23 protein-coding genes and 1 riboswitch are annotated in these 17,156 nt (G+C 54.3%); of the genes, 15 read left to right on the top strand and 8 right to left on the bottom strand.

The genetic code is table 11. The annotated features are described in order from the left end of the window. Positions 1 to 72: 72 nt before the first annotated feature. The 4 genes from BN3795_RS16980 (at position 73) to BN3795_RS16965 (ending at position 3,690) form a co-directional block, all read left to right on the top strand. Positions 73 to 579 (top strand): metallophosphoesterase family protein, encoded by a 507-nt coding sequence (locus BN3795_RS16980; protein ID WP_068785878.1) that lies wholly within the window; start codon positions 73 to 75, stop codon positions 577 to 579. 279 nt (positions 580 to 858) lie between these two features. Then, positions 859 to 1,941 carry an ABC transporter substrate-binding protein gene (locus BN3795_RS16975; RefSeq protein WP_068785877.1) on the top strand — a complete coding sequence of 361 codons (1,083 nt, stop codon included), beginning with the start codon at positions 859 to 861 and terminating at the stop codon, positions 1,939 to 1,941. Positions 1,942 to 1,978: 37 nt separating this feature from the next. Then, the gene (locus tag BN3795_RS16970) at positions 1,979 to 2,893 is read left to right on the top strand and encodes an ABC transporter permease (RefSeq protein WP_068785876.1); all 915 of its coding nucleotides are present in this window, start codon (positions 1,979 to 1,981) and stop codon (positions 2,891 to 2,893) included. Beyond that, on the top strand, positions 2,893 to 3,690 hold the full coding sequence (locus BN3795_RS16965) for an ABC transporter ATP-binding protein (RefSeq protein WP_068785875.1): 798 nt from the start codon (positions 2,893 to 2,895) through the stop codon (positions 3,688 to 3,690). The genes BN3795_RS16970 and BN3795_RS16965 overlap by 1 nt, the downstream gene beginning before the upstream one ends. A 77-nt stretch (positions 3,691 to 3,767) precedes the next feature. On the opposite strand, the gene BN3795_RS16960 is transcribed toward BN3795_RS16965, so the two are convergent. Then, positions 3,768 to 4,133: a DUF2512 family protein gene (locus BN3795_RS16960; protein ID WP_110945222.1), complete on the bottom strand. Its 366-nt coding sequence runs from the start codon at positions 4,131 to 4,133 to the stop codon at positions 3,768 to 3,770. A gap of 163 nt (positions 4,134 to 4,296) precedes the next feature. Here BN3795_RS16960 and BN3795_RS16955 point away from each other — a divergent pair, with 163 nt between their 5' ends. The 5 genes from BN3795_RS16955 (at position 4,297) to BN3795_RS16935 (ending at position 7,544) form a co-directional block, all read left to right on the top strand. Further along, positions 4,297 to 4,599 carry an antibiotic biosynthesis monooxygenase family protein gene (locus tag BN3795_RS16955; protein ID WP_068785874.1) on the top strand — a complete coding sequence of 101 codons (303 nt, stop codon included), beginning with the start codon at positions 4,297 to 4,299 and terminating at the stop codon, positions 4,597 to 4,599. An 11-nt stretch (positions 4,600 to 4,610) separates the two neighbouring features. Then, positions 4,611 to 5,081, top strand: a complete 471-nt coding sequence (locus BN3795_RS16950) for a DinB family protein (protein WP_068785873.1) — start codon at positions 4,611 to 4,613, stop codon at positions 5,079 to 5,081. Positions 5,082 to 5,091: 10 nt separating this feature from the next. Further along, positions 5,092 to 5,610 carry a GNAT family N-acetyltransferase gene (locus tag BN3795_RS16945; protein ID WP_198524747.1) on the top strand — a complete coding sequence of 173 codons (519 nt, stop codon included), beginning with the start codon at positions 5,092 to 5,094 and terminating at the stop codon, positions 5,608 to 5,610. A gap of 30 nt (positions 5,611 to 5,640) precedes the next feature. Next, positions 5,641 to 6,249, top strand: coding sequence for a TVP38/TMEM64 family protein (locus BN3795_RS16940; protein ID WP_068785872.1), 609 nt, complete (start codon positions 5,641 to 5,643; stop codon positions 6,247 to 6,249). Positions 6,250 to 6,392: 143 nt separating this feature from the next. Continuing rightward, the gene (locus BN3795_RS16935; RefSeq protein ID WP_198524751.1) at positions 6,393 to 7,544 is read left to right on the top strand and encodes an MFS transporter; all 1,152 of its coding nucleotides are present in this window, start codon (positions 6,393 to 6,395) and stop codon (positions 7,542 to 7,544) included. Positions 7,545 to 7,601: 57 nt separating this feature from the next. Here BN3795_RS16935 and BN3795_RS16930 read toward each other — a convergent pair whose 3' ends face one another. Further along, positions 7,602 to 8,288, bottom strand: coding sequence for a metal-dependent hydrolase (locus tag BN3795_RS16930; protein WP_068785871.1), 687 nt, complete (start codon positions 8,286 to 8,288; stop codon positions 7,602 to 7,604). Positions 8,289 to 8,498: 210 nt separating this feature from the next. Here BN3795_RS16930 and BN3795_RS25620 point away from each other — a divergent pair, with 210 nt between their 5' ends. From BN3795_RS25620 to rpoD, 3 genes are all read left to right on the top strand, one after another. Continuing rightward, on the top strand, positions 8,499 to 8,654 hold the full coding sequence (locus BN3795_RS25620; RefSeq protein WP_198524746.1) for a hypothetical protein: 156 nt from the start codon (positions 8,499 to 8,501) through the stop codon (positions 8,652 to 8,654). 30 nt (positions 8,655 to 8,684) lie between these two features. Further along, positions 8,685 to 9,323, top strand: coding sequence for a DsbA family oxidoreductase (locus BN3795_RS16925; protein WP_068785870.1), 639 nt, complete (start codon positions 8,685 to 8,687; stop codon positions 9,321 to 9,323). A 278-nt stretch (positions 9,324 to 9,601) separates the two neighbouring features. Continuing rightward, positions 9,602 to 10,495, top strand: a complete 894-nt coding sequence (gene rpoD, locus BN3795_RS16920) for an RNA polymerase sigma factor RpoD (RefSeq protein WP_059045062.1) — start codon at positions 9,602 to 9,604, stop codon at positions 10,493 to 10,495. Positions 10,496 to 10,544: 49 nt separating this feature from the next. Here rpoD and BN3795_RS16915 read toward each other — a convergent pair whose 3' ends face one another. From BN3795_RS16915 to BN3795_RS16900, 4 genes are all read right to left on the bottom strand, one after another. After that, a complete protein-coding gene (locus tag BN3795_RS16915) occupies positions 10,545 to 11,642 on the bottom strand; it encodes a chymotrypsin family serine protease (protein ID WP_110945220.1) in 1,098 nt (365 codons plus the stop codon). 108 nt (positions 11,643 to 11,750) lie between these two features. Further along, positions 11,751 to 12,119 (bottom strand): fluoride efflux transporter CrcB, encoded by a 369-nt coding sequence (gene crcB / locus BN3795_RS16910; RefSeq protein ID WP_068785869.1) that lies wholly within the window; start codon positions 12,117 to 12,119, stop codon positions 11,751 to 11,753. Beyond that, a complete protein-coding gene (gene crcB / locus BN3795_RS16905; RefSeq protein WP_232729958.1) occupies positions 12,116 to 12,505 on the bottom strand; it encodes a fluoride efflux transporter CrcB in 390 nt (129 codons plus the stop codon). Before crcB (BN3795_RS16905) ends, crcB (BN3795_RS16910) begins: the two co-directional genes overlap by 4 nt. A gap of 44 nt (positions 12,506 to 12,549) precedes the next feature. After that, positions 12,550 to 12,615: riboswitch (Fluoride riboswitch) on the bottom strand. A gap of 44 nt (positions 12,616 to 12,659) precedes the next feature. Continuing rightward, a complete protein-coding gene (locus tag BN3795_RS16900; protein WP_068785868.1) occupies positions 12,660 to 13,073 on the bottom strand; it encodes a DUF4183 domain-containing protein in 414 nt (137 codons plus the stop codon). Between the two features lie 165 nt (positions 13,074 to 13,238). Here BN3795_RS16900 and BN3795_RS16895 point away from each other — a divergent pair, with 165 nt between their 5' ends. The 3 genes from BN3795_RS16895 (at position 13,239) to BN3795_RS16885 (ending at position 15,274) form a co-directional block, all read left to right on the top strand. Then, positions 13,239 to 13,814, top strand: a complete 576-nt coding sequence (locus tag BN3795_RS16895) for a DUF4183 domain-containing protein (protein ID WP_110945219.1) — start codon at positions 13,239 to 13,241, stop codon at positions 13,812 to 13,814. 101 nt (positions 13,815 to 13,915) lie between these two features. Beyond that, entirely contained in the window at positions 13,916 to 14,332 is a 417-nt protein-coding gene (gene fosB / locus BN3795_RS16890; protein WP_068785866.1) for a metallothiol transferase FosB, read from the top strand. 57 nt (positions 14,333 to 14,389) lie between these two features. Beyond that, the gene (locus tag BN3795_RS16885) at positions 14,390 to 15,274 is read left to right on the top strand and encodes a radical SAM/SPASM domain-containing protein (RefSeq protein ID WP_068785865.1); all 885 of its coding nucleotides are present in this window, start codon (positions 14,390 to 14,392) and stop codon (positions 15,272 to 15,274) included. Between the two features lie 256 nt (positions 15,275 to 15,530). Here BN3795_RS16885 and BN3795_RS16880 read toward each other — a convergent pair whose 3' ends face one another. Both BN3795_RS16880 and BN3795_RS16875 read right to left on the bottom strand, forming a co-directional pair. Beyond that, positions 15,531 to 16,373, bottom strand: coding sequence for a 1,4-dihydroxy-6-naphthoate synthase (locus tag BN3795_RS16880; RefSeq protein WP_068785864.1), 843 nt, complete (start codon positions 16,371 to 16,373; stop codon positions 15,531 to 15,533). Continuing rightward, positions 16,370 to 17,050: a futalosine hydrolase gene (locus BN3795_RS16875; RefSeq protein ID WP_068785863.1), complete on the bottom strand. Its 681-nt coding sequence runs from the start codon at positions 17,048 to 17,050 to the stop codon at positions 16,370 to 16,372. The genes BN3795_RS16880 and BN3795_RS16875 overlap by 4 nt, the downstream gene beginning before the upstream one ends. Between the last annotated feature and the right edge of the window lie 106 nt (positions 17,051 to 17,156).

Below are 17,156 nucleotides of genomic sequence, written 5' to 3'. Positions count from 1 at the left end.
ATTATCAATTGCTATCTGCGGGCGCTGGCACACTTGCGTGCGTATGGCCGTCTCGCCGTTGAGGTAGCGCCTATGCGCATCGGGGTCGTATCGGATACGCATTTGCCGCGCCGCGGGGCGGAGCTGCCTGCCAAACTGAGGCGAACGTTCAAGACCTGTGACCTGATTCTCCATCTGGGGGACTGGGTGACGGTGGAGGTCTATGAACAGCTTGCCGCGTTGGCACCGGTAGACGGCGTGGCGGGCAACAATGATCCGGTGGAGATCATCCGCCGGTTCGGTCAGCATAAAATTCTAGAGTTGGGCGGAAAGCGGATTGGGCTGACCCACGGCCATCTGCCCGGCGGCGGTCACGGAGCTAAGGACAACGCGGAGCGCATCTTTGCAGGCAAACCGGTAGACGCTGTGTTGTTCGGCCATTCCCACAAGCCGTATCTTGCCGAAAGCGGCGGCGTGTTGTGGTTTAACCCCGGTTCTCCAACCGACAAGCGGCGGGAGCCGAAATACAGCTTTGGCCTGCTGGAGATCACGCCTCAGGCGATTCTGGCCAAACATATTTATATGAGCGCCAAAAAATAAACAAGAACTAGATGGAGTTGCCCCAGTCAGCCCGGATCCCGGATGTGCTTGGGGCGGCTCTATTTTTACGTCAAGCGGAGTACCAAAGTCCCATAACCTGTTATTGACGGATAATTGACCACCATTTAATATAGAAATCATACTTCGTGTCCGCGTTGGACGAATATATGTCCATAGGCACTTTAATCCTTTTATCGACGAAAGCGTTAATCGGATTCTGCTTTACAGCTCCAACCTTGCAAATCATTTATTTCATGAGAGAGAAAGGGGAAAGGAAATATGAGGAAGAAACTCGGAGTATGGTTGGCCTTATCGCTGCTGTTGGTCGGCGTGGTCGCCTGCGGCAACAACACAAACGGGAACGGCAACGCAGCGAGCGGGGGGAACACCGGCACTACGGGAACGGAGAATACCGCAGATGCGGGGAATGCGGCGGAGTCAACCCAGGATTCCTACAAGATCGCCATTTCGCAAATCGTGGAACACCCTTCGTTGGACGCAACGAGAGAAGGGTTCATGGCCGCTTTGAAAGACGCCGGCATCGTCGAAGGGGAAAACCTGAAGCTGGATTATAACAATGCACAGGGGGATCCAACGAACAATACGACAATCGCTCAAAAAATCGCAGGTGAGAAGTACGACCTGGTTCTTGCGATCGCTACACCCCCGGCACAAGCCGTCGCTCAGCAGGTGAAAAATTCACCGATTCTGTTCGCAGCGGTGACGGATCCGATCGATGCCAAATTGGTGGACAATCTGGATCAACCGGGCGGGAACATCTCCGGTGCTTCGGATACGAATCCGGAGGCGATTACCAAGCTGATGGACTTTGTCGCCGCTAATTTCAAGGATGTGAAATCGGTCGGCCTGGTGCTTAACCAAGGCGAACCGAACGCGGTTGTTATGGCCGACCACGCGGAGAAAGCCTTGGAAGCACACGGCATCAAATTGGTCAAGGCTTCGGTCACCAATACGTCAGAGGTGAAACAAGCGGCCGAATCGCTGGTGGGTCGGGTAGATGCGCTGTACATTACACTGGACAATACGGTGGTCGAAGCGGTTAACACGGTGATCCAGGTCGCCAACGAGAACGACCTTCCGTTCTTCTCAAGCGATCGGGATACGGTGGAGAAGGGCGCTTTTGCCACGGTTGGGTTCAAATACTACGACCATGGCTATCAAGTGGGACAAATGGCCGTGGATGTCTTGAAAAACGGCAAAAAGGTCGGCGACTTGAAGGTGACAGTACCGGATAAGCTCGATTTGATCATGAATCTGAAAGCAGCGGCCGAGCAAGGCATTGAAGTGACCGATGCCATGAAGGACCAAATCAACGATAAGGCAAACAATCTGATCGAATAGGCGCACTCGCTCCTAATTTATTGAGGAGGTACTCATCATGATGAACTCGCTGCTCGGGGCGCTGGAATCCGGCCTGCTGTATGCGCTTATGGCGCTTGGCGTCTACATCACTTTTCGGATCCTTGATTTTCCGGACCTGACTGTGGACGGCAGCTTTACGACCGGGGGCGCCATTGCCGCGGTGATGATCACGGGGGGAAGCTCCCCGTGGATCGCCACGATTGCGGCTTTCTTCGGCGGCTTGGCTGCCGGGGCCATCACCGGACTCATCCATACCAAAGGTCGGATTAACGGACTGTTATCCGGGATTTTGATGATGATCGCACTCTATTCGATCAACATGCGGATCATGGGCAAACCGAATGTAGGTTTGCTAGGAGAAGACACCCTGTTCAGCACGGTGTCGCCGCTGGTGTTCATGCCGATCATCGTCATTGCGATCAAGCTGCTGCTTGACTTGTTTTTCAAAACGGATCTCGGTTTGGCCCTGCGCGCAACCGGCGACAACAAACGAATGATCCGCAGCTTTGGCGCCAACACGGATTACACCATCATTCTTGGACTCAGTTTGTCTAACGGGCTTGTGGCTTTGTCCGGGGCATTAATCGCCCAGCAGTCCGGATTCGCTGACATTTCCTCCGGGATTGGGATGATCGTGATCGGGCTGGCCTCTGTCATTATCGGGGAAGCGATTTTCGGGGCGCGCACGGTATTTTGGGCGACGCTGGCGGCAGTGCTCGGGTCCGTCGTCTATCGCATCGTCGTAGCCTTAGCGCTGCGGATTGAATGGCTGGAACAAACGGATTTGAAGCTAATTACAGCGGTAATTGTCATCATTGCCTTGGTGCTTCCGACCGTGCAAAGAAACATCAAGCAGAAGACGGTAGCCCGTCGACGGGCGGGCGAGATTACCCAGGCCCATGGGCGAAACGGCGCAGGGGGTGGATTCTGATGCTGAAGCTAACCCAGGTATCCAAGCTGTTTCACCCCGGCACACCGGACGAGAAGATCGCGTTGATTGATGTCAACCTCCATCTGCGACCGGGGGATTTTGTCACCGTCATCGGGAGCAACGGCGCCGGCAAATCCACGTTGATGAACATGATCTCCGGCGTGATCAAGCCGGACGCCGGTGAGGTTCGCCTTGGCGGCGTCGACATCGGCCATCTCCCGGAACATCGCCGCAGCAAGTGGATCGGCCGCGTCTTCCAGGACCCGATGGCCGGCACCGCGCCGCATATGACGATTGAAGAGAACTTGGCGATGGCCTTCTCCCGCGGGAAGCAACGCGGCCTGTCGCTCGGTGTTAATGCCAAACGTCGGGTGATGTTTCAGGAGCAGTTGCGCCGGCTTGGCATTGGGCTGGAGAATCGGCTCCGCGCCAAGGTCGGCTCGTTGTCCGGCGGGGAGCGCCAAGCCCTCAGCCTGCTGATGGCCACTTTCACCGAACCGCAAATCCTGCTGCTCGATGAACACACGGCCGCGCTGGATCCGGCGCGCGCTGAGCTGGTAACACGGCTGACGCAGGAAATCGTTGGCGAGCTGCAGTTGACCACACTAATGGTCACACATAACATGGAACAAGCGATCCGTCTGGGGAACCGATTGATTATGATGGATGGCGGCCGGATCATCCTTGACGTGGACGACACGCAGAAACGCGATCTGACGATGGAACGGCTGCTTGGCGAATTCGAGCGAATCAGCGGCCACAAGTTGTCCGATGACCGGGTGATGCTGGGCGGTTAAATGAGCTAGTTCGCACACAAAAGCGCGAGTTCGGGGCTGTTGCCCCAGACTCGCGCTTTTCGCAATGTGTGGAGCAACTACCGCGAGTCACGCACCCGTACGCTGCTGTCCCGGCGAATGCCGTCACGCAGCATCCAGCTGTGCAGAAACCACTCGAATACGCCCATAACCAGGGTGATTACGAGGATTTCGCCGACGGATAACGTCCAGTTAGCGTTCGCTGCAATCGCCCACAGGAAAACGAAGACGAGAAGCGCATCCACAAGGGTTGCAATGAGATTATTCGTCCGCGGAAGGACGAAGAGGTCCCCGAATAAATAGGCCAAAATGGACAACGCTAAGGCTGTCAGCAGCGCCGAGATGAACGAGGCGTTACTTAAAATCATCAGCATGGCGATCAGGATAATCCCGTTGCCGAGTAATTTGACGAGAAATTTGTCCAATCCCTACACCTCCTTGTTCTTCCCTTTAATTTCTCCTGACGGAACAGCATATATACAAACCTCAGGCAAGCAACAGCGATGAGGGAAGATTCTATTGCCGCGATTTGGATTCATAAAGCGTTAAGTCCGTGCTATAATCAGTTGAACGGAGGGGATGCAGAGGATGATTCTTGAAGTAGCTCAACTGCAAGTGAAGCCGGGCATGATCAATGATTTCGAAAGCCACTTCCGCAAGGCTTCCCAAATTATCAGCCGGATGGACGGTTATTTAGGTCATGAGCTCCATAAATGCGTGGAGACCGAGAACAAATATATCCTGCTTGTGCGCTGGCAGTCGATTACCGCCCATGAGGTTGGATTCCGCCAATCACCTGAATACCAGGAATGGAAGGCGCTGCTTCATCATTTTTACGATCCGTTCCCGACGGTGGAACACTACGTTCAAATCAAGCACGAAATGGACTAGGAGGGAAAAATATGGAGCAAGCCATTTGGCGGCAGCTTGAATTCGTACGCGCACAAACTTTGAAGCTGGCCAGAACCCTGCCGGAAGAGAAGGTGCGGGTTATTCCTGAAGGCTTCCGCAATCATATGTTATGGAATTTGGGTCATCTGGCTTTAGTTATGGATAAATATGCATTTTCCTTCACAGGACGAATCCCCGAGCTACCGGCGATCTATCAAGAGTTGTTCGCGAATGGAACAACCCCGTTGGAATGGACCTCGGAAAGTCCAAGCTTGAAGGATATTCTTGCGGTGCTGGAAGCTCAGCCCGAACGAGTGAGAACCGTCTTGTCCGGACGACTTGACGATCCCATCGAACCTTACTCGACCTCCAGCGGTTACCGGATCGAAACCGTCGGACAATTGATTAATTTTACGACATATCATGAAGGGATGCATTTTAGCATCATCAAGCTATACAACAAACTTATTCAAGGATCGTGAGCACGTACATATGACGGAACATTTGGAGTTCGACTATACGATTGAAGATGCGGTCCCCCAGGATTTGCCGGCCATCGTCGCGATTTATAATGAAACCGTCGCCGGACGGATGGTTACGGCTGATTTGGAGCCGGTGACCGTCGAAGCCAGACGAAAGTGGTTTGACGAGCACAGCCCCGGCTTTCGGCCGTTATGGGTTATGAAATCCGGTGGACAGATCATCGCTTGGCTGAGTTTTCAATCCTTTTACGGTCGACCGGCCTACAACGGCACGGCCGAGATCAGCATTTACATCACTGAAGCTTACCGCTCCCGCGGGGTCGGCGGAATTTTGCTGAACCGGGCGATTGCAGCTAGTCCCGGAATCGGAGTGCATACGCTGCTTGGTTTTGTGTTTGGCCACAACGAGCCGAGTCTCAAGCTGCTGGGGAAATTCGGTTTCGAGCGTTGGGCGCATCTGCCCCGTGTAGCCAATTTAGATGGTGTGGAACGGGATTTGGTGATCCTGGGAAAACGGGTGGATGCGTAAATTGCGATCGGGGAATGGGGAACGAATCATTTGAACGAATGGATCAAACAAATGACGGACTGGTTTTTGGAGACGACCCATCTGGGTGGATATTCAATCCTCCTGTTAACCATCCCGCTGGCCGTGGTGCAAGGGATGTTCGGATTTTTTCCGTTCGCCACGATCGTTATGCTGCATATCTCTCTGCTTGGGATTGTGAACGGTTTGCTGGCGAGCTGGATTGCCGGAACGGCGGCAGGGATGGTGGTTTACCTGATGTGCCGGTATTTCTTTACCGATTGGTTTAACCGCAGGTGGATGGGCAAGCTGCAGAAATATGAGAAGTGGCAAAGAGGCTTGGACCGTTACGGGGTATGGGCGGTCATCTTCCTTCGTACGATTCCGATTATGCCCAATAATTTGATCTCGTTGATGTCGGCGATTTCCAATCTGAAGCTTGCGTCTTACACCTGGTCCAATCTGGTCGGGAACCTCTCGAGCATATGGCTGTTTGGTATTTTAAGCGCCTCGATCGTATTCCCGGGATTCAATCTTCGAGAGCTGATCCTGTCGTATGTCGGATTTCTGATCGTCCTGGGCGTTGCCTTTATTGCAAGGAATCGGGTCATTTCCAACAAGAAGAGCGGCATGACGCCATAGCATGAACTGGCGGCTGTCTTGGATAAGCTACAGAGAGAATCATTGGACAGGGGGTGAGCCGTTTGAACGCTCATGAACAGGCCATCGATGGACAACCCGCTGCGAAGCGGCGGAAGCTGCTGTTCAGCGCCGGACTCAGCTGGATGTTCGATGCGATGGATGTCGGTATCATTTCGTTTATCGCCGCTGCCTTGGCGGTGGAATGGAGCCTGACGCCGCAGCAGACCGGCTTCTTTACGGCGATTAATTCCGTCGGGATGGCCTTTGGCGCAGCTATTGCCGGTTATATGGCAGACAAGTTTGGCCGCAAGTCGGTCTTATTATGGACGCTGTTGATCTTCTCATTGGCCAGCGGCTTATCGGCCGCTGCAACCAGCTTTGCGGTGCTGTGCGTCCTGCGTTTTGTCGCCGGGTTTGGCCTCGGCGGGGAGCTGCCGGTTGCCTCCACCTTGGTGTCCGAATCGGTGCCGGCCCGGGAACGCGGGAGAGCCGTTGTACTGCTGGAAAGCTTCTGGGCTGCCGGGTGGATCGCATCCGCGCTGATCTCGTATTTCGTTATTCCGGATTACGGCTGGCAAGCCGCTTTTATCATCGGAGCCATTCCCGCGTTATATGCGCTGTATTTGCGCAAGTCGATTCAGGATCCGGTCCGGTTTAAAGAGCAGGCCAGACAAGGGAAGGGGCCTTCCTTCCGCGAAAGGTTCAAATCCGTCTGGGCTTCGCCCCACCGCAGATCGACCGTCATGCTATGGATTCTGTGGTTTACCGTCGTTTTTTCGTATTACGGCATGTTTTTGTGGTTGCCTTCGGTGATGGTGCTCAAAGGTTTCAGTCTGGTGAAAAGCTTCGAATATGTGTTGATTATGACGTTAGCACAACTGCCGGGGTATTTCACGGCCGCTTATTTCATCGAGAAGTTTGGACGTAAGTTCGTGCTGGTGCTGTATTTAGTGCTTACCGCGGTGAGTGCCGCCTGGTTTGGCAACGCGACTAGCGAAGGTATGCTGATCGCAGCCGGGATCTGCTTGTCCTTCTTCAATCTGGGAGCATGGGGCGGCATGTATGCGTATACTCCGGAATTGTACCCCACCCGGGTTCGTACGACCGGCGTTGGTCTGGCGGCCTCGTTTGGCCGGATCGGCGGGATCATCGCTCCTTACTTGGTCGGCATGTTGGTTGCCCGGGAGGTCGCTATCGGGGGGATTTTCTGGATGTTCTTCGTGACGATTCTGATCGGAGCGGTTGCCGTGTTCTGGCTGGGGACCGAGACGCGCGGAAAGGAATTGGCGGATTAAAAAAACAGCAAATTGCTGCAGAAGCGCAACAATTTGCTGTATTCAGCCGTTCAGTGCCTAGAAGCGATCGAGGGATTCCCCCGGTTTCAGAGCGTGTCCCTGAATACCGATTCGCGCAAGCTCCGACACAAATTGCTCCCCGTCTTGGGCGATTCCGCTAAAGGTGTTGTAATGCACAGGGACAACATGTTTCGCGCCGATCCATTCGGCTGCGGTCAGGGCATCTTCCGGTCCCATTGTAAAATGGTCGCCGATTGGCAGGAAGGCGAGGTCTACTGAACGGCGGGAGCCCACCAGCTTCATATCGCTGAACAACGCGGTGTCTCCGGCATGATACAACGTAAATCCGTCCAGTTCGAGCAGGATGCCCGCCGCCACGCCTAGATACAGGTTTACGCCGTCGCGGTTCACGGACGAGCTGTGCAATGCGGGGACCCACTTCAATTTCCCGAAGGGGAAGGTGCGGGACCCGCCAAGGTTCATCCCAACGGTCTGGAGTCCGGCGCCGGCATAATAATCGGCCAGCTCGACAATGGCAAGAATCGGAGCGTTGTTACGCCGGGCGATACTCTCTGCATCGGCGATATGGTCAAAGTGACCATGGGTTAGAAGAACATAATCGGCTTGAATGTCATCTGCCGCCGCTGCTGCCGCCGGATTTCCGGTCAGGAACGGATCGATAATGAGCCGATGTGTCCCGGTGTCCACTTGAATGCAGGAATGTCCCCAATAAGTAATTTTCATCCCAATCACCTCGTATGGAAAAGATATCCTTCTTGTCCATTATAACGGGCCGGGACGAGCAAGTCACATCTGACGAAATGAGTTCTGCATAAACGCATATAATTTCCATAAGCTTGGGGATGGGGCGATAGTTTGCCGCAAGTTTGAAGGGATTCGATTCAGGTAATCTTATAGGGATAAACTTGATGCGATGGAAAGGAAGGATCCCGCTTGAAAATCATCATCACGCAAACCGAAGCGATAGAAAAGGGAATTTGGCCGCAAGTCAGAGCTGCATTCGGGCTCACGAAAGAAGATGAGGTTTGGGAGCAGGAACAATTTATCCTTACCGAGGAGCAGGCTCGCGAATGGGGACTGATCCGATAAGGAGCTTGGTTAAAAGGAGGAGATGGAATTATGAAAATCGAAGTGTGGTCGGACTTTGGTTGTCCGTTTTGTTACATTGGCAAGCGTCGTCTGGAGAAGGCGTTGGAATTATTTGATTCCCGGGATGAAATCGAAATTATCTATCGCAGCTTTGAGTTGGATCCGGGGGCCCCGAAGGACACGGAGTCAAGCATTCATGAATTGTTGGCGGTCAAATACGGCCTTAGCTTGCAACAAGCGCAGGAGTCGAACCGCAATGTTGCGCAGCAGGCGCAAGGGGAAGGGCTGACGTATCATTTTGACACGATTGTTCCGACGAATACGTTTGATGCCCACCGGCTCGCGCATTACGCCGGGGAACAAGGCAAGGCCAAGGAAATGACGGAGCGCTTGTTCCGGGCTTATTTTACGGACTCGCTGCATATCGGGGAATTGGACACGCTGGTTCGTTTGGCGGAAGAGGTGGGCCTGGATGGTCCTGCAGTTCGGGAAATACTGGAGCAAAATGCATATGCCGACGCGGTCCGCGAGGATGAGAACGAAGCGAGACGGCTTGGGATTCGCGGCGTCCCTTTCTTCGTACTGCGCGGGAAATATGCGGTATCGGGCGCACAACCGTTGGAAATTTTCCAAGGGGCCTTACTGCGGGCTTGGGAGGATCGGGACTAGGTTGCGTCGAATATGAAAAAGAGTGGAACGCAAAAAAACGCTGATCCTGAAGGATCAGCGTCTCGTTCCATGAGCAACCTATAAAATAAAACTTGAAATAAAACTTGTATAACCTAATGAACTGTGGTAAAATGACGGATAGCCACTCACAAAGCACACAAGCAATAATCTCCTCAATAATAGCATAATACCAATCATTTGTCAAATGGATAAACAGTTCTTAGAGATAGAGAATGGTTTTCGCATTTTTTTCATTTTTTAGGGTGGGGGTCTGGAAGATGACAGAGGATTTGAAGCATAACGAAATGGAATACACCGACGATCTGACGTTACCGCCAGGGATTAAAATTGATGACCCGGTAAGAATGTACCTGAAAGAAATCGGACGGGTGCCTCTGTTATCCGCTGAGGAAGAAATCCAGCTTGCGCAGCGCATCGAGAACGGCGACGAAGAAGCGAAGCGCCGCTTGGCCGAAGCGAACCTTAGACTGGTGGTCAGCATCGCTCGCCGTTATGTCGGGCGCGGGATGGTCTTCCTGGACTTGATTCAAGAGGGCAATATGGGCTTGATCAAAGCGGTGGAGAAGTTCGATTATTCCAAAGGGTTTAAGTTCAGTACCTATGCCACTTGGTGGATTCGTCAAGCCATTACTCGGGCAATAGCTGACCAGGCTAGAACGATCCGGATTCCCGTGCACATGGTGGAGACGATCAATAAGCTCATTCGGATTTCCCGGCAACTGCTGCAGGAGATCGGGCGCGAGCCTACTCCGGAGGAAATCGCCAAGGAAATGGATCTCACGCCGGATAAGGTGCGCGAGATTATGAAGATCGCGCAGGAGCCGGTATCGCTGGAGACGCCGATCGGAGAAGAAAATGACTCGAACCTGGGCGATTTCATCGAGGATCACGATGCTCCGGCTCCGGCGGAAGCCGCGGCGTATGAGCTGTTGAAGGAGCAACTGGAAGAAGTGCTGGATACGCTGACCGAACGTGAGGAGAATGTGCTTCGGCTGCGCTTCGGAATGGATGACGGCCGGACGCGGACCTTGGAAGAGGTCGGCAAGGAGTTTGGCGTGACCCGGGAACGGATCCGCCAGATTGAAGCCAAAGCGCTGCGTAAATTGCGGCATCCAAGCCGCAGCAAGCGGTTGAAGGATTTTATGGAGTAACATTGCAAAGCTCCCTAAGGACCACCTTAGGGAGCTTTTTTTACTATACTCAGCGTCGGAGAGTGCGGGGAGATGCCAGAATCGGCCGGAGGGATTTGACAAGCTTCGCGGGCAGCGGTCGGATACACATATATTTTCCGGATTTCCCTCTTTGGGGACGAAGCAGGCGGCCGGATGCGGGTTTGGCAACACGGGCGCCGAATACTTGCATGAACCATTCGATGGGATAGGAGATCGACAGCAATCCGTTCTCGGATCCGGCAAAATTAACCGCAGCCGCGAGATTTCCCTTGCGCGTCAACCAGACGGAACCGGAGTCGCCCTCCAGCGACACCGGACGTTTGCCGCGGATAATGCTCTGGTCCTTGAAGGTGATCGTTCCCAAATTACCATATTCCCCGTAGTCGACCTGCACATCGGTATGAATCGATTCCACCCTACCGGTTACGACTCCGCTCGTACGTCCAACCTTCTTGAGTCGATCCCCTACTTTGTAGGAGCGGACATGGCCAGGGACAGTCCCGAAAACTGCGTAAGCCGGCTTAATCAGAGAACGTCTTAACGGTCTCGATGTAGCCGCATCCAGGTAATTCGGCCGATGGCGACTCAGCTTGGTGAAGCGGTCCAACTGACCGATCCGATCCTTGAGAACAGTGCCTCCATCGGCACCGCCGGGCTGAATCGTTGGCGAGAATCGCCGGGTATTGTTATTGACGAGGACATGGTTGTTGCTCAGGATTAAGCGGCTGTGCCCCTTCGGGTCTGTACTGACGACCAGGCCGGCTGTGCCGGAGGAATCTGCAGTTCCGACGCTGTACCCTGCTATAACCGGACGGATTCGGCGGGTGAACCGGCTTCCGTTGCCGTTTCCGCCTCGCTTACAGAATCGGGGGGAACGGACGATTCGAAACGGGACGCCGGACCGAGGCTTCAGGTAGCGAGGTAAAGCTGTGGTGCGTTTGGATTTTGCTTTTTTCCTGGAGGAGGCGGAGGTTGTCAAGGGATCGGCATAGACAATGATCGCCGCTCCCCGTTTGGGGCGTTTGGGGTCTTGCAGGCCGACGCCAACGCCATGGACGCCGTTCTTCTTCAGCATGGTTCTGGCGATGCGTTGTTTTAGCAAATAAGCTTTACGAAAACTGGCCAAGAGAAATCACCTTTTCTCGCATGTTCGCGGATTTGCTGTATTGTATGCAGCCGCCGGTACGCTTGATCGTGATAAGGGCTTATGCCTGCTTCGTAAGCGTTTTTGGCTTTAGGCGGCAATCCGGCCGCCCAGCCAAGCGAATGCCAAGCCAAGCAGCGCCGAGGTGAGAACATAAACGGCAGCCTGTAATTTATAGCCTTTCGTGATTAGGGTCACCGTTTCATAACCAAAGGTAGAGAAGGTCGTGTAGGCACCGCAGAAGCCCGTCCCGAACATCATCCAGCTCCACTCGGGCAAGGCGTGCCGAGCGTGAAGGCCTGCTAAGATGCCAAGCAGCAGCGATCCGCTGAGATTGATGACCCAGGTTCCCCAAGGGTATTGTGAACCGCTGGGCTGCGTCCGGTTGGACACCCATTGTCCCAAATAATAACGCAGGAGCGTGCCAAGAATTCCGCCAAGTCCAACGATGCCGATCATTTGGACTCACCTGCCTTCGAATTCCGCGCCTTTTGCCCCAAAGCAACCCCGGCCCAAGCCATCAAGAGACCGCCGATTAAGCTGGCCAGCAGGTAGGAGAGCGCTGCCGCAAGATGCCCGTTATGTATGGCGTCAACGGTTTGCACCGTGAAGGTGGAGAAGGTTGTAAAGGCGCCGGTGAACCCCGTCCCTGCACCTAAGCGCACGCTGGAGGGGAGGTTCCGGATGGCACTGACGGTTAGCAGCCAGCCGAGAAATAAGCATCCGGCCCAATTGATGAGCAGAATGGGAAGGGGAAATGCGCCAACGCTTGGTATCCAGAGGGAGAGTCCGTAACGAAGCAGGGTTCCGAGAAATCCGCCGATCATCAATGCAAGGATGTTCACTGCAGTCCACCTCCTGAAAATAAATAGACAAACTCCTACCAGAGGTTCTGGTAGGAGTCATCAGTTCGATCAAACGAACGGTTCCGGCGAACTCCATCGCCTTAGAGCGCTGGCACCATTTTATGCGATTACAGGACCGCTCGTCAATACGCGATTACGTAATGATCGTAATGGTTGGCGCGGAGATCGTTGGCTGCGTCGTGATCGTGGAGGCCACGCCGCTGAAGCTGCCTACCTCAAGCTGGATCGGGATCCCGGCCGTCAGATCAACGGTGCTCAGCACAAGACTGGCCGTCGACAGCGTTGACAACGAGGATTGTTGGATGACGCCGTTGATATAGACGTTGAAATAATCGCTGCCGGTGAGCTCGGGCAAATCCGTGACTGCGGCATCCGTATCGTCGACGAAACTGCCGGCAGGAATGGTCGTATCCGTTGCGCCGATCATGCCGGCCGTCAAGGTGGCGAAGTATCGGGTGACTGACGGTGTCACTGTGGTCGTGATTGCGCCGCCAGAAGCAACCGGAACCGACGCCACTGCTGTAAATACCGGTTTAATGACAGGCATGTAGGTTCACCTCCTAATCTAGGATCGTATCAAGAGATTCGATACAACATATTTAATGTTGGGAGAGTGAGATTAGAAACGGCGTAAGGCCTCTGTTTAATATGGATTTTCGATCTGTCCATCCAGGGATTTGCCCATACACTTATGACCAACCAATCATAGGATATGGTAGGAATCGTGCGGGGAACTAAGGTCTGCCGGAGGGAAGCACCGATGGGAACGAAGAAAAAAGCCGGATGTAACGGAACGATGCGGGTTCATACGCGGCGGACAGAAGCCCGGAAGGGCAAACCGTGTGCAGCCAAAGGACACCGCTGTCGAAGGAAGCGGAGCGCGTCTCTTCTGCGAAGGCAGCTTCGGCAAGCGATGTTGCTCCTCGCACGCTATCGCCAGGAGCTCCGGCGCGCTGAGCGCCTGGCCATCGCGGCAGGGGCAATGCCCGACGNCGTGGTTAGCTCTGCGGTGTTTCGCTACTTTTACGCGCCACCCGCCGATCTGATCGGGGCCATCGAGATTCCCGCCGAACAATTTACGGATGATGCGGGGAATTCGCCTTTGGCTTTTGCCGGATTCGGATCAGGAGCCTATGCAAATCTCTTCATCAACGGCATGCTGCAGGAAAGCAGGTTGTACACACTGGAGCCTCAGGTTTTGACGCTGGAGCTGGGGCAGGATATGATAAGGGCAGGCACGCCGATCATCGTGGAAATCGTGCGGATTACCGCACAAGCCACCTCTTGATCCCGACAGCCAGACCGGACGGCGTGAAGCAAATCATGAAGGATTTTGTGGCAGGGCGTTAGCCTTGTCACCTTCTTTTTTAGTAAGCAGGGGGGAGCACTATGAAAGTTAAGGGCATTAATCATTTCTGTTTTTCCGTATCCGACCTGGATCGGTCGATGATGTTTTATGAGCAGGTCTTTGGAGCTGCCCCTTTAGTCAAAGGCCGGAAGCTGGCTTACTTTGACCTGGACGGGCTGTGGATTGCTCTGAATCAGGAGGAGGTTCCGCGCGACCAACAGCCCCGTACATATACGCATATCGCGTTTACAATCGATGAGCGGGATTTCGAGGCATTTTCGAACCGGCTGCGGGATTTGAACGTCGAAGTACTGCCGGGACGTGAAAGAGATCCACGCGACAAGAAATCAATTTATTTTCTGGACCCTGACGGGCACATGTTCGAATTCCACACCGGCACTTTAGAGGACCGGCTGAATTACTATAAAGCGCACAAAAATCACATGAGCTTTTATTGATGGCGATTAATTGATAGAATAGGACATAAACTAAAAATTTTAACGAAGTAGGTCATCATGAAAAAGTTTAAAAAGTTCTACATCGAAACGACCAGCATCTGCAACCTGGCCTGCAGTTTCTGTCCTCCGACCCATCGTCAGGCGCAGTTTATCAAGGTTGAGGACTTCCGCAAGATCCTGGATGAAATCAAACCGCATACGGACTATATTTATTTTCACGTCAAAGGGGAACCGCTGCTGCATCCCAAGATCGACCAACTGCTCGAGATCAGCCATGAAAAAGGGTTCAAAGTCAACATCACAACCAACGGCACGCTGCTTCCCAAAATGCGTCACAAGCTGCTTGGCAAGCCGGCGCTTCGGCAAATGAATTTCTCGCTGCACAGCTTTGACGGGCATGAGGGTTCGACCGACCGGGAAGGTTATTTGAGAAATGTGTTGTCTTTCGTGCGTGAGGCGGTCGCTTCATCCGAGCTGATTGTCTCGTTCCGCCTGTGGAATTTGACCCGGGATAATGAGACGAACCTGCAGCGCATGCGAAACCGGGCAACTCTGGAGATCATAGAACAAGAATTCAACCTGGATTACCGGATTGAAGAGAAGGTTGTGCCGGGCAGCGGTGTGAAGTTAGCCGAGCGCATTTATCTGAACCAGGATCATGAATTCGAATGGCCGGATTTACGGGCCCCGGAAGATGATGGAAAGGGCTTCTGCCATGCGCTTCGCAACCAGGCCGGGATTCTCGTGGACGGCACGGTGATTCCATGCTGTCTGGATGGGGAAGGCGTGATTAACCTTGGGAATGTGTATCAAACGCCATTTTCGGAGATCGTTGAAGGCGAGCGAGCGAACCGGCTGTACGAAGGTTTCTCCCGGCGCGAAGCGGTGGAGGAGCTGTGCCGGAAGTGCGGATATCGCAAACGGTTTGGCGGCGGGGCATAGGGCTAGTCGAAAAAATGAAGGAGCCGAGAGCGGCTCCTTTTTATGTACCCTTTAGGGTGAAATATTAACGCTATCTACGACAAATCCCCACCTTGGCGAAAAATAGCATTGTGAAATCCTCTTATGGGGGCGAAAAGGGCAGAATTTAATCGGGGTTCTCGCCAATAAGAGGATAAAACAACGCTATATCGGGCAATAGTCAGCGAACAGTTGAAACAACGTTATTCTATCACCTTATTCCCGACAGGCTGTAGCTTCATGCCCACCCGTTCCCTTTCAGTTTGGCCGGATCGATCTTCGGCACCAAACCTTCAGCGGCCGCCCGGTCCAGCAGACCGGAGATCGCTGCGTACCCCTCGTCACCCAGATCGGCCGTATACTTATTCACGTACAGTCCGATATGGGCTTGCGTGACCTCGGGGGACATTTCCTGCGCATGGCTCATCACATACTCGGCCGAAGCGTCCGGATGCGCCCAAGCATACTCGACGGATTCCCGCGTCCAGCGGGCAATCGACGCAAGATCCAGGGAGCGGCGGGCGATGATGGCGCCAAGGGGAATCGGCAAGCCCGTGTCGGATTCCCACCAACTCCCCAGATCCTGGAGCAGGTTCAAACCGTAGTTTTGATACGTGAAGCGGGCTTCATGGATCACCAAGCCAGCATCGATGTCGCCGCGTTTCACAGCCGGCATGATCTCGTCGAACGGCATTACCACGATTTCACCAACGCCTCCCGGAACGTGCTGGGCTGCCCATAAACGGAACAGCAGATAGGCGGTGGAACGTTCGCTGGGAACCGCGACACGGCGGCCAGACAGGTCGGAGGGCGAAGCAGCGCCCGCCGTCAATACGAGCGGACCGCACCCGCGGCCCAGCGCTCCGCCGCAAGGCAGCAGTGCGTAGTCGTCCAGCACCCAAGGCAGGGCAGCATACGAAATCTTCAGCACCTCAGGTCCGGTGCCGGAATCCGCCCACCCGTTCGTAATATCAATATCCGCATAGGTAACCTCCAGCTCAGGAGCTCCGGGGATCAAGCCATGGACCCAGGCATGGAACACAAAAGTATCATTAGGACAAGGAGAAAAAGCGATATTCATGATTGCAGCACCTCCGGTAGTTTAGCGCAGGCATGCTCTAATGCCTGCAGGGCATCGCCGATCTTCCACAACTCCCGCTGACGCGGACCCACCGCGTTGGAGATAGCGCGCAGCTCGAGCGCGGGCACGCCATATTGGCGTGCAGCTTCAGCTACGCCGAAGCCTTCCATCGCTTCCGCGCCGGCCCCGGGATATCGCTCGGCGAGCGAGCGGGCTGTTTCCGCCGTCCCCGTAACCGTGGACAAGGTCAAGATCGGACCGTAATGGACCGGTCGTCCAGCGGTCCGAAGCGCCGCCGTCCAGCGGATCGCCAACTCGTCCGCAACGGCAATTCGCGGCGAGCCGAAGCCCAGCTCGTCCACGCCGGCGAAGCCGCTTGGCGTCTCCGCACCGAGGTCGGCGGCGATGATTTCGCTTGCGATCACAAGTGAGCCGACCTCGGCGACCCCGCTGAATCCCCCGCCGATTCCGGCGCTGAGGACCAGGTCGTACGCTTCGCCGGCTTCAAGAGCCGCACGGGCCAGCACCGCCGCCGTAGCTGCCGCCGCGGATGCCGGACCCACGCCAGCCAGTTGCACCTCGGCCTGTGCATATCCGCCAAGTCCGCGCAGGACTGCCTGTTGTTCGGCTTCCACCGCCGTCATAATCAGGATTTTGCCATAGGGACGATTCGACATATTTCAAGAACAACTCCTCGGTCATATGAACAATTTTACACTCTTCAAATTATAAAGCTCTGCTGTAGGAAAACCAAGTCAGGTTTTGACAAGAAGGCATTCACGA

Origin of the sequence: Paenibacillus phocaeensis (assembly GCF_900021165.1) — a bacterium.
Classification (GTDB): domain Bacteria; phylum Bacillota; class Bacilli; order Paenibacillales; family Paenibacillaceae; genus Fontibacillus; species Fontibacillus phocaensis.
Note: the sequence above shows the minus strand (reverse complement) of the source record. Positions and strands in the feature narration are given on the sequence as shown.